General features: G+C 33.1%; 10 protein-coding genes. 1 reads left to right on the top strand and 9 read right to left on the bottom strand.

The window, feature by feature from the left end:
- Positions 1-109: 109 nt before the first annotated feature.
- The gene (locus QO190_RS03195) at positions 110-1,174 is read right to left on the bottom strand and encodes a DUF2891 domain-containing protein (RefSeq protein ID WP_371461150.1); all 1,065 of its coding nucleotides are present in this window, start codon (positions 1,172-1,174) and stop codon (positions 110-112) included.
- Between the two features lie 90 nt (positions 1,175-1,264).
- Positions 1,265-2,407, bottom strand: a complete 1,143-nt coding sequence (locus QO190_RS03190; protein WP_371461152.1) for an acyl-CoA dehydrogenase — start codon at positions 2,405-2,407, stop codon at positions 1,265-1,267.
- A 122-nt stretch (positions 2,408-2,529) separates the two neighbouring features.
- Between QO190_RS03190 and QO190_RS03185 the strand changes: the two genes are divergently transcribed.
- Entirely contained in the window at positions 2,530-4,302 is a 1,773-nt protein-coding gene (locus QO190_RS03185) for a long-chain fatty acid--CoA ligase (RefSeq protein ID WP_371461154.1), read from the top strand.
- A gap of 35 nt (positions 4,303-4,337) precedes the next feature.
- Here QO190_RS03185 and QO190_RS03180 read toward each other — a convergent pair whose 3' ends face one another.
- The 7 genes from QO190_RS03180 to QO190_RS03150 form a co-directional block, all read right to left on the bottom strand.
- Positions 4,338-4,781 carry a DUF2147 domain-containing protein gene (locus tag QO190_RS03180; protein ID WP_371461155.1) on the bottom strand — a complete coding sequence of 148 codons (444 nt, stop codon included), beginning with the start codon at positions 4,779-4,781 and terminating at the stop codon, positions 4,338-4,340.
- Positions 4,782-4,943: 162 nt separating this feature from the next.
- Entirely contained in the window at positions 4,944-5,288 is a 345-nt protein-coding gene (locus tag QO190_RS03175; RefSeq protein ID WP_371461156.1) for a phage holin family protein, read from the bottom strand.
- Between the two features lie 64 nt (positions 5,289-5,352).
- Complete coding sequence (locus QO190_RS03170; RefSeq protein WP_371461158.1) at positions 5,353-5,817, bottom strand: hypothetical protein; 465 nt, start codon at positions 5,815-5,817, stop codon at positions 5,353-5,355.
- 45 nt (positions 5,818-5,862) lie between these two features.
- A complete protein-coding gene (locus QO190_RS03165) occupies positions 5,863-8,577 on the bottom strand; it encodes a triple tyrosine motif-containing protein (protein ID WP_371461159.1) in 2,715 nt (904 codons plus the stop codon).
- A gap of 71 nt (positions 8,578-8,648) precedes the next feature.
- Complete coding sequence (locus QO190_RS03160) at positions 8,649-9,917, bottom strand: T9SS type A sorting domain-containing protein (protein ID WP_371461160.1); 1,269 nt, start codon at positions 9,915-9,917, stop codon at positions 8,649-8,651.
- A 308-nt stretch (positions 9,918-10,225) separates the two neighbouring features.
- Complete coding sequence (locus tag QO190_RS03155) at positions 10,226-11,071, bottom strand: family 16 glycosylhydrolase (protein ID WP_371461162.1); 846 nt, start codon at positions 11,069-11,071, stop codon at positions 10,226-10,228.
- A 29-nt stretch (positions 11,072-11,100) separates the two neighbouring features.
- The gene (locus QO190_RS03150; protein WP_371461163.1) at positions 11,101-12,984 is read right to left on the bottom strand and encodes an Ig-like domain-containing protein; all 1,884 of its coding nucleotides are present in this window, start codon (positions 12,982-12,984) and stop codon (positions 11,101-11,103) included.
- Between the last annotated feature and the right edge of the window lies 1 nt (position 12,985).

Genomic DNA, 12,985 nt, shown 5'->3' with positions numbered 1-12,985 from the left:
TTGTGAGATGTTTTCTCAGAATAAAATATATAAAAATCGGAATTAATAAAATTCCTTTATAAAAATATTCATTATTAAAGATAGATTTATTCATTATTTTAAAATTAAATTACTTACTCAAAGCATACACCGCAAAACTAGCCAACCAATGGTCGCCACCATAATTTCCTTTAAAAACCAATGGTAAAGCATTTTCTAAAAATTTAGCGGAAGTTTCCTCGAAATGCTTTTTGTGTCGGTGATTTTTAGGTAAAACTTGAGCAATATTTTTCATACACCAACTTCTAGTAAAACTTAAACCAACCAAATGAACGGTTTGATAATCATTAATATCCGAAATTACAGGAATCTGTGAAATATTCTCAATACTTCTCTTTTCGTAGAATTTATTAAACCATTTTACATATTCATCTTGCGGAAGAATTCTGGTCATCAAATCAGCGATTTCTAAACTTGGCGAGAAGAAATCACTTCCGTCTGGTTCCAGATATGCAGGCGTTTTTTCGTCTTTTAGATAGAAATATTTTGCTTTTTCGATGAGTTGGTTTTCAAAATCTTTTTCGCCAACCGTTCTTGCCCAATCTATGGCAAAACTTAGTGCAAATGCAGTGTTGGGATGAACTCCTGTTCTATTGGGATACGTTTGTTTCGGTAAATATTCTTTCCACAATTTTACGATTTCATCAGTGAGAGGTTTTAAATTTTGATGCCAAATTTTCGCTTGTGGATTTTCCCAACTCGCCAATTCTGCATCTAATTGAAGCAACCAAGCCCAACCGTAAGTTCTCTCAAAACCTTTAGCTACTTGATATTTACTGAAATATTCTGCTTCGGCTTTTATTTTATCGGCTTGAAAAGAACCTTCCAAAATTTTTACAATTTCTTCTTTATTTTTGAGAAAAGGTTTGTCTTTGAGTAGTTTTACGAGCATCCAATGTCCATGAACTGATGAATGCCAGTCAAAACAGCCATAAAAACTAGGGTGTAATTCTTTGGGAGTCAGTTTTACATCTATTTCATTATTGATAACATGTGCGGTTTTATTGGGGTATTCTTGATTGATGCAATGCACCGGTTTTTCAGATAATTGAAATGCGATTTCATCAGTAAGAGTAGGAACTTGCGCTGAAAAATTTAAAGAAAACAATACGACAAAAAGACTTAATTTTTTCATTGAATAAATGTATGAAAATTTGATAAATATGAAAACAAAAAGTCGAACAATTGCTTATCCGACTTTCATATTTTGAAAAGAATTTGCCAATTATTTCTTAGCAATACTTCTAGAAATTACAATTTTCTGGATTTCTGAAGTTCCTTCGTAAATCTGAGTGATTTTAGCATCACGCATCATTCTTTCTACGTGATATTCTTTTACATAACCGTAACCACCGTGAATTTGAACAGCTTCAACGGTAGTGTCCATCGCAACTTGAGAAGCGTAGAGTTTTGCCATTGCTCCAGATTCTGAAATATCTAGACCTGCATCTTTTTCAGCAGCAGCTTTATAACAAAGCATTCTTGCCGCCATAATATTTACGTGCATATCTGCTAATTTGAAAGCAATTGCTTGGTGATTGATGATTTCTGTACCGAAAGCTTTTCTTTCTTTAGCGTATTTAAGTGCTAATTCATAAGCTCCAGAAGCAATACCTAAAGCTTGAGAAGCGATACCAATTCTACCACCATTTAGAACCGCCATGGCGAAATTGAAACCGAATCCATCTTCACCAATTCTGTTTTCCTTAGGAACTTTTACGTCGGTAAACATTAATGAATGTGTATCAGAACCTCTGATTCCTAATTTTTCTTCTTTTTTACCAATTACAAAACCTTCCCAACCTTTTTCTACGATGAAAGCATTGATTCCTTTGTGTTTTTTCTCCACATCAGTTTGTGCAATCACAATGTAATATTGAGCGTTTCCACCATTGGTAATCCAGTTTTTAGTACCGTTTAATAGATAATGGTCTCCCATATCTATGGCAGTGGTTTTTTGAGAAGTAGCATCAGAACCAGCTTCTGGCTCAGAAAGTGCAAATGCACCGATGACTTCACCTTTTGCTAAAGGAACTAAATACTTTTGTTTTTGTTCTTCAGAAGCGAATTTTTCTAGACCAGCACAAACCAAAGAATTGTTTACTGACATTACTACAGCTGCAGAAGCGTCTACTTTTGCAATTTCTTCCATTGCCAAAACATAAGAAATACTATCCATTCCTGCTCCACCGTATTTTGGGTCTACCATCATTCCTAGGAATCCTAGTTCTCCCATTTTCTTTACTTGTTCATAAGGAAACTTCTGGTGTTCGTCTCTTTCTATTACGCCAGGCAAAAGTTCAGTCTGCGCGAAATCTCTCGCTGCTTGCTGAATCATCAGTTGTTCTTCTGTTAAATTAAAATCCATTTTTTGTATTAAAATTAATTGCCGTAAATATACATTTTTTAGGTATTTCAATGAAAATTGATATTAACTATTTGTTAATTAAGAAAAAGTATTATTTTTACAAAAATCAAAAACCGTAAAGTATGTCAGTTACAAGATTGTTTGACTTTGCTCATCATGCGCTATACAAATTCCCGAAAGAGGATGCTTTGGTGACCAAATATAATGGAGTTTGGACAAAAACTTCTACAAAAGAATATGTGAATCAAGGAAATAAAATTTCCAGAGGACTGTTAAAATTAGGGATTAAACCGGGTGATAAAATCGGGTTAATTTCTACGAATAACCGCACAGAATGGCACATTATGGATTTGGGAATTTTGCAAATTGGTGCAATAGACGTTCCGGTATATCCTACTATTTCTATTGAAGATTATATTTACATCTTTAATAATGCGGAAATAAAATACGTTTTTGTTTCAGATAAAGATTTGTACGAAAAATTACTTCAAGTAAAACCTCAAGTAGAAAGTTTGAAAGGAATTTTCACCTTTGACGAAATTCTAGGAGCTGCAAACTGGAAGGAAGTACTCGATTTGGGAGAAAATGATGACAATCAACAAGAAGTAGAAGACATTGCTAAAACCATTCAACCAGATGATTTAGCAACTTTAATTTACACTTCTGGAACTACAGGTAGACCAAAAGGTGTAATGCTTACCCATAGAAATATTGTAGCAAATGTGTTGGCTTCTGACCATAGAATTCCTAGAAATTGGAAATTAGAATATACAGATATTAAAGTAATGAGTTTTTTACCTATTTGTCATATTTTTGAAAGAATGATTTCTTATCTATTTATATACAACGGTTTTTCTATTCACTTTGCAGAAAGTATCGAAAAAATTGGGGATAACGTAAAAGAAGTGAAACCTCATTACATGACGGTAGTACCAAGATTGGTAGAAAAAGTATATGATAAAATTGTAGACAAAGGAGCTGCAGCTGGTGGTTTAAAAACCAAAATTTTCTATTGGGCATTGTCATTGCTTGAAAATTATGATATGAAGAAGCCTAAATCTCTAAAACACAGAATTGCAGATAAATTGGTATTCTCTAAATGGAGAGAAGGTTTAGGAGGCAATATGATTACTTTAGTAAGTGGTTCTGCTGCCCTATCTACCAAACTGAACAGAAGTTTCCACGGTGCTGGAATTCCTATTTTAGAAGGTTACGGGCTTACAGAAACTTCACCAGTAATTGCGGTAAATTCTTTCGAAAGAGTGAAAATAGGAACTGTAGGTCATGTTTTAGACAACTTAGATGTAAAAATCCAAGCAGATGGAGAAATCACCGTAAAAGGACCTTCTGTTTTCCAAGGATATTATAAAGACGACGAAAAAACCAAAGAAGCATTTACAGAAGATGGTTACTTCATGACGGGAGACATTGGTCATATAGACGAAGAAGGTTTCTTACACATTACAGACCGTAAAAAAGAAATGTTCAAAACTTCTGGAGGTAAATATGTTGCGCCTCAGGTTTTAGAAAATTTAGCAAAAGGTTCTAAATTTATTGAACAAATTATGGTAGTAGGTGACGGCGAAAAAATGCCGTGTGCTTTAGTACAACCCGACTATGCATTTGCAAAGCTTTGGGCAGAGAGAAAACATCTTAAAATAGGCAAAACTCCAGAAGAAATGGCGAATTCTCCTGAGCTAAAAGCAAGAATTATGAAAGATATTAATTTGCTTAATGCTACTTTAGGAAAATGGGAGCAAATTAAGAAAATAGAGCTTACTCCTACGCTTTGGACGATTGAAGATGGATTGCTTACTCCAACGATGAAATTAAAACGTAAAGCGGTAAAAGAAAAATTCTTTAACCTTTACGAAAAATTATACGACAGAGCATAAATCAAAAAAGACCTCCCATTTTAGGAGGTCTTTTTTTAGGCTACTTTTTTAAAAGATATAGATTTTCCTATCCATTCTACCTTCCAGAAACCGCGAACTTTTAAGATTCCATTTTGAAGCAACTTGGCACAAGAACTCCAATATCTACCACTAGAAGCGTCATAAATTTTCCCATTAACCCATTCTTTTTTCTGAGCATCATAGCGCAATCCATCTAAAATTTCCATGCCTAGAATTTTTCTATTTCTCAAAGCAGGATTTGGATTATTCGTATCTAAAGACAAATGCATAGGCGTTTTGCTCTCGCTCAATAGATGATTAAACCAAAGAACTTTGGCTTTAAATTGATTATTGACTTTATATACTTCTACTTTTACACTATTATCTGTGCTCATCCAAGTTCCCAAAAGATCATCAGGATTGGTAGCACTCAATTTTCCGAAAATAAGAAATAATAAAATAAAAAATATTCTGTTCATGGCTTTACATTTTAAAAGGGTTAATAGATTGTTTTTAATTTTTGTAAAGATGTAAAAGCCAGAGATAAAATGTTTTACAGAATTTTGAAGAGGATTTTCAAAATTTTTAGACAAAAAAACCTCAATTTCTTGAGGCTTGGATGATATCTAAGTGAAATAAATTTATTCTTTGTTGATAAAAATGCTTTCTAAAACAGAAGTAATAATAGACAAGACAATACTGAAAATAAGGGCCCACCAAAATCCATCAATCTGGATGCCGTCTGTAAAATGGTCTGCCAATAATATTATAATCGCATTGATGACCAAAGCAAATAATCCTAAAGTTAAAAGCGTAATCGGAAAAGAAAATAAATGTAAAATAGGTTTTACAAATAAATTCAAAAGCCCTAATACAATGGCAAAAATAATCGCTGCTGAGAAAGTAGTAACGTGTACTCCACTGAGAACATTGGGCAATAAATAAGCCACAACTGCGGTAATAACAAGTTTAATAATAGTGTTCATAATATTTGATTTTATACCTCTAATTTAAACATTTTTTTGATAGTATTTTAATGTTTTTAATGAATTAATAATAAAAAAATAATATGGGGGTGTTTTTTGGAACATCAAACTCATAGAGTTCTTGGGTTTTTGCATTATAAAATAACCATTGAAATGTTTTCATATTGGTTTTTCCCATTGTAAAAAGGCCAATTTGAGTATAAAGTACGCCCTCCCAATCGGTTTCTTCTACAGAATAGCCCAGCTTCGCTTCAGGATTTTTAAGTTGAAATTGTACACCAGTTTGGTTATTTTTATCCAGATAGTATTCTACGAGTTTAGCAATTCTTTTTTGGTAAGGATCACTATAAACAGTGCGATCACGCTTCATTTTAAAGAGTTGTTTATCAAAAACGGTATAACTCAAAACCTGACCATTTTTTTGGAGAATAGTATCTGTTTTAATTCGTTCTGATACTTTTTCAGAGGATTTATTTTGGCAAGAAACCAAAAATGAAATGATAACTACAAAAGATAAAAAGGCTTTCATTTTTTTCTATTAAAGGTAAGGAAAATCCAGTGAACTTTTCTAAAATTATTCTATAGAATTCAAAAATTCATATAAATCTTCGTCTGGTGATAAGTTCAGTTTTTTTCTTAATCTAGAGCGACTCACATTAATACTCGATGGAAGAACCTGAAAAATATCTGCCATTTCCTTAGAATTAAGGCCTATTTTAAGATATGCACACAATCTTAGGTCATATATAGAAAGATTGGGAAATCTTTTCTTCATGGCCTTGAAAAACTCTTGATGCAATTCATCCATCTGAATTTCGAAGGTATGGTCTTCGGTTTCTAAATAACTTTGAACCATTCTTCGGATTTCTCCTAATTTTAATTTAAGAATATTAGGATTACTTTCTGCTTCACTTATTTTTTCATTAATGGTCTGCAGAATTCTATTTTTGTCATCATCATCTTTTGCTTTGGAAGCGAGTTCAATCGTTTTATTTTTAATCTCTTCTCTAAGTTTATTTTGCTCTAATTCTAGTTGCTTTTGTTTTTCTAGAAGCAGTTCTTGACGGTGTTTTTCCGCTTGTTCTTCTAATGCTTTTCTCTCTTTTTCTAAAAATATTTTTTTCTGTTTTGCCAATCTTTTTAAGTGAATTTTTTTCAAAATAACATAAGTGGCATAGAATAAAAGAAAATAGAAAAGATAACTCCAGTAGGTTCTGTACCAAGGTGCATTGATGGTAAACGAAAAGCTTTTTACAGAAGAAATTTGCTCACCTTTTTTAGCTTTTACAAATAAAATATAATTTCCTTCTCTCAATCCTAAAAACTCAATTTCATTTTGTTCGCTAAAATTGCTCCAATCATCAGAAAACCCCTTTAAATAATACTGATATTGCACGGCCGCTTCATGAGGATGTACAAAAGAAAATTTCACATTATTAAAACGATATGGAATTTTTGAACCTCTATATAAATCAATCATTTCTTGATTGTTAAATGCTTGACTTTTTCTGAAAAGCAACTCTGAATAAAAAGGATAATTCTGTTTTTGTTTTATGGTCTTTTCAAGGGCAAAACCATTATGAATGGAGTAAAAACCGTAATCAGAATTTATAGCGACTGGAAGATAAAATCCTGTAAATCTATTGTTAATATTTTTTAGATGAACTTGTTCTTTTATTAAATCAAACTGATGAGTGGTATTGTTAAATAGATACTCTGATTTATTGGTGAGAATTTGAATTCCCAAATGATCTTTAAAAAGATAAGGAAAATATCCTTTAAATATTTTAGGATTAATAATGGTTTTGCTGATAGGATTAAATTGGGCATCCATCACAAATCGTATAAAACCATAATTAGGAATATTCACCCAAAGTGTACGATTGTTTTCTTTCACAATTTGGTTAATGGCGCCAAGAATTACCTTCATTTTTTTGACGAATTTCCATGAGTTGCCTTCTTTTTTGAAAATAGAAATTCCGTTGTAATTTCCGGTAAGTAAAATGTCATCGCTATAAGACAAAATGCTCATAACGCCTGGTTCATTGTAGATTTTATTCAGTTGACCATTTTCTATTTCAAATAAACCACTGTCATGTCCGCAGAGAATGGTATTGCCTACTTTTTGCAAAGTCCAAACTTGTCCTTCTGCTCCATTGATGATGCGGAAAGGATTGATATCTATGTTGTTGTCCATTGCGTTCCAAGAAGCGTTATACAGTCCTTGATTAGTTCCTAAATAAAAAGAATCCCCTTCTAAAGCAGCGGTGTAACCAGTTCCGAAATTAGTATTGGTGTTATAAAAATAAGTCACATTATTTTTAATATCTGAACAAGATAAGCCATAATCTAATCCCATCCATATTTTTCCATTTTTTTGATAATGCAAACTTAGAATGGTATTATTGGGCATTCCTTTATTTTTATTGAGATGCTGAATGATTTTTCCTTGATGGTCTGTAATGTATAAACCATTGAGAATCGTGCCAAAAGCCCAATATTTTTCGTCAAAATAAGTGAAACTAAAAACCTTATTTTTGATAATTTCTGAACTGATTTCTAGAGTAACGGGTTGTAATTTTCCGTTTTGGAAGGTGTAAATTCCAGAACTTCTCGTCACGATAATAATGGTACCGTTTTGATCAATATAAATCCCTGAAATTTCTAAATTTTTATCATTTGGATAAGAAAACAAGAGCTCCAATTGGTTATTCACATATTCATAAAGACCTTTTTTCTCATCGGCTAAAAATATTCTGCCTTTTACTTGAAAACTTTCAAAAAAACGAACAGGAGCAGGAATTTTGGTGATTTTCTTGTTGGAATATTGATATAAGTTCTGATGAGAAACAAAAACAATTTGATTTTGATAAGAGTAAGTTCCCCAGAACTCTTCATTTACGCCACCGATTTTTCTGTTGTAAGGATAAAGCGATTGATAATCAAATTTTTGGAATTTATTTTTTCTCCAAATCCCAAAATCCATGTCTGCACCGGTATAAATAGTAGAATCATTGGCTAAAAAAAGCGAACGAGTGTATCCTTTGTAATCTCGGAAACGGTTCCATTTTTTACCGTCAAATTCTAATAAACCGTTTTCAGAAGCCATGTAAACGAGACCATTCTGTGCGGACTTTATTTCCCAGATTTTACCATGGTTTCCATAATCTTCAGGAAGATAATTTTTAATAAAAGGAATCCCTTTTTCTGCGATGACTTGTCCCCCAGAAAAAATAGAAATAAGAAATAAAAAATATGTGAAGTATCTCTTGTACATGAAGTATTTCAAATATACGACTTTTTATAAAAAAAACGCTCGTTAATAAAAACGAGCGCTAAAATACATCATGAAATAAAACTTTAGTTAACGATAAGTTTAGAAGTTAAAACTTCGCCGTTATCTTTCGTTGCTTTTATAAGATAAATTCCTTTAGATAAGCCTTCAGTACTAATTGTTTTACCTGTAACGGTTTTAACCTTCTGCCCCACTAAATTATATATCTCTAAACTTTTTACATTTATATTAGCGTTAGTCATTTCACCAGAACGAACAGGATTAGGATAAATCTTGAAGTTTTCTTTAGCTTTAATATCTTTAACTCCTAATGTTTCTGCTGTAAAATATACATTGTCTACAAATAAAGTTCCACTACCAAAAGGTGTACTGGTAAAAATAAATTGTTCAATATCATTTAAACTACTTAAGCCTGCAGAAGTAAAAGTTGATAATGGTATATGCAATTGATTCCACTCACCACTAGTTAGGTTTACGTTTACATTACCTTCAGAATCACCATTAGCACCTCCATATCCATCTCCTAAGAAACTTACAAGTTTCAAGCCAAGGGTGGTAATATTTGGAGTCCAAACATCCATATGTAAATAAGACATTCCTCCTGCATTTATTGGATTACTTGTAGTTTCTACTCCATTAAATCCTAGACTTGTATATTTTTTTGTGGCATTACCAGCAATATTGACTTCAGAATAAGATGCTTGGCTCCATCCAGTATTCCATGTGTCAACATTTATATTGGAGTAGGCTCCGCTATATAAAGACATCACATTAGAATGACTTGGTGTAGGAGCTGCAGTAGCTGGCGAATTATAAAAATAAGAAATCGTATATGTTTTGGTTGTTGTCCCATCTGCTGCAGTTACCAATACAGCAGCATTTCCTGGTATAGCACTTGCTTGAGTTATACTAGTTATTGTAGCTGATGAATTAGTAGTTGTAGCTGCTGTAATCTGCGGAATAGGATTTCCTCCCGGAACACCATAGTTATAAGTGGTTGCACTTCCATTAAATCCTGTAATGGTAGCACCATCTATTTTTAGATCACTCAAAGTAGCATCCGCAGAAGCCGTAGTGCCTGTTTTCCAGAAATAAATATTGTCTAAATATACAGTACATGGTGTAGTTCCTGATTGTGCATCAAATTTGAATTGAAATACTGAATCCCATGTCATTCCTGTAAAAGAACTTTTAGGAATATCTACGCTACTCCATCCTCCATTAACAAGTGTTACCTCTACTAAGTTCTCATTTGTTCCTGTTCCATTATTAATAGGAGAAACTTTAAGAACGGTTGCATTATTGGTCCAAACATCTATATGCAAATATTCCATTGCAGAAGCATTTTGGGTTGAAACGTCGGTCCCTTGATAATTAAAATTAGAGTAAACTAAAATTTTATTTCCAGAACCGGAAACTGCCTCAAAATTGGTATTAACTGTGCCCGATTGCCCCCAGTATGGATTATAATTAGTGGCTACATTAGTATAGCTATCACTAAAAATAGAAATAACATCTGTAGATGCATGAGTGGGAGTTGGAGCATTAGTGCTTGGTTGTGAAAAAGCCAACACTGATAGCATAAACATCAAAAAAATAGATATTTTTTTCATAATTAAAAATTTTTGGTTATTATTAAAATTTACTTAGCCTTGTATACACGTACATAATCAATGTACATATTCTGTGGAAAAGAAGTTCCATCGGTTGGAAAACCCACGAAATTCCCTCCTACTGCTACATTGAGAATTAAGAAAAAAGGATGATTATAGACCCATTCTCCTGTAACATCTTTTGGTGTAACCCTTTGATAAAGAAATCCATCTACAAAAAAGTCGATTTGGTTTTCTTTCCATTCAATACCGAATACATGAAAATCTTGGTCAAATCTAGAATTTTGCAAACCATAAGATTTGGTTTTGGCAGCGCCACCAGAATAGCCAGGACCATGTAAAGTTCCGTAGACCACATTTGGAATATTACCTTTAAGTTCCATGATGTCTATTTCTCCAGATTGTGGCCAACCAACAGTGCCTATGTCATCTCCGAGCATCCAAAATGCTGGCCAAATTCCAGGTCCATAAGGTGTTTTAATTCTGGCTTCTATTTTACCATAAGTCTGAGAAAATAAACCTTGAGTTTTAATTCTTGCAGAAGTAAAAGCAGAACCAGAATAATTTTCTTTTTTGGCGGTAATGACTAGATTTCCTGTGCCATCAAGTTTTACATTATCAGTTCTTTTGGTGTAATATTCTAATTCTTGGTTTCCCCAACCATTCGTACCTGTTCCGATGTCATAAGTCCATTTACTTGCGTCTGGTAAAGTTCCTGCATTACCTTCGAATTCGTCGCTCCATACAAGTTCCCAATTTCGGGTAGGTAAATTTTGTACAGCTTCTTCTTCACAACTCATCAGTGGCAATAAAAAAAGTCCTAAACTAGTGGTAAGAATTACTTTTTGAATATTTTTGGTTTCGAAAAATTTCATAAACTTTAATTTAAAAATTAGGAATCATTTTAATTGTGGAAATAAATATTGTCAAAGAAAATATCTCCGTTTCCATCTACTTTAAACTGAATAAGATTATTAAGCGCTACAGGTGAAAAGGATGACAATGGAATATCAATGCTTTTCCAACCATTATTATTAGTTCCCAAACTTGTAGGAACAGACAGAGAATACGCTTTTTCTACAGGTCCTGAACTGATTAAATAAAAATTAAGGGCAGTAGAATTAGAAGAATAATAATCAATGTGTAAATACCCATAAGAAGATACATTAAGATTACTACCAAACTGTGTTCCTTGATAGTTGAGTCCGGCGTATTTTAGAGTATTATTACCAGAGACTGATACTTGTGACACTTGGGTAGCTTGTCCCCAATTAGGATTAAAATTTGTGCCTGTAACATTGGTATAAGCATCACTAAAAATTGACAATACAGTATTAGCAGCATGAGTAGGTGTTGGTGCTGCTACTGTAGGAGTTGGGGTAATGATACTTCCGTCATTGTAAAAATAAATATTATCTGCATAGAATCCAGAAATATTCGTTCCTACAAAAATTACTTGACCAATATGTGCTTTAGAAGTAAGTCCAGCAAACGCAGTTATTGGAATATTTAGGCTCACCCATTTTTGACCTTGTAAAGTAGGAGCTGTAATAGTTGTTTCGCCTGTTTTGTCATCATTTCCTCCATAAACTCCATTGGCACCGAAATCTAAAACTTGTATTTTAAAATTAGATCCAGCTGGCATTGCATTTGGTAAATAAATATCTAAATGCAAATGTGACATAAAGGTTGCATTCACCGGTGGTGAACTCATTTGAATGCCTACAAAGTTGAAATTAGTATAATTTAATACATGGTCACCTTCTACTTCAAAATCTGAAGAGAGAGTTGTTTGATATGGTGCCCAATAACCATTATAATAATCTACAGGAACATTAGAATATTTGTCACTAAACAAAGAAATAACTTTAGAAGCATCTTGGGTTGGAGTTGGAGCATGAGTATAGGCACCACTAGAATTAATGATAAGACTTCCTTTGGCAACATTATTTCCCAAAGATGCGGTAATAGTAGAGCTTCCTGCTGCTATGGTATTCACATTACCTACTCCATCTACAGTGGCTACACTAGGATTAGAAGTCGTAAAATTGAAATAATAAGGCGTAAGGTTAACTGCTTGTGAAGTACCATTGGGCAGACTAAACTGAGCAGTTAAACCATCTAACACATTTTTTACACCTACAAATGAAGTCACCGTTTTGTTTTCTCCATTTAAAACTGTTGCAGATTGATAAGAAATAGTTCCTATTTTTTCAAACTTTACTTCGTCAATCCAAAAAGTGTAACCTTTATTATTTTCTGGTCCTTCAGAATAGAAGAACATTCCTCTTTCCATTTTTAGTTTCGCAGCATCTGGAATTGGAATGATAATTTTCTTCCAATTTGTATTCACGGCAACTCCAGTAAGTGAAACTTGATATTTATTTTCGCCTAAATCATTGCCAAAACCTAAAACGTCTATATTGGCAGATTGAGTTGCTTTAACCCAAAATGTTAAGGCATTGTAATCGGATAAATCTCTTCCTACAGAAGTAAAAAAAGTTCCACCAGCATAAGCTCCTTCTGGACTTCCATAATCAGGAACGGCAATTTTCATAGAAGTAGTTCCAGAATATTTCACTTGAGTATCTACATCGAAAGCTTTTACATCTGAACCACCAAATGCGGCATAGTTAAGTCCTGCACTAAAAGTGTCTAAGAAAACATCTGGATTTTTAGAATAAGTAGCAGGTTCTAGGTCATTTAGATCTCTTTGACAGCCCAATGCAAGAAGCAAAGAAATTCCTAAAAATGGTTTAATGAATGTATGTGTAAATATATTTTTCATA

Source organism: Cloacibacterium sp. Arc13 (assembly GCF_041431305.1).
Lineage (GTDB): Bacteria > Bacteroidota > Bacteroidia > Flavobacteriales > Weeksellaceae > Cloacibacterium > Cloacibacterium caeni_B.
Note: the sequence above shows the minus strand (reverse complement) of the source record. Positions and strands in the feature narration are given on the sequence as shown.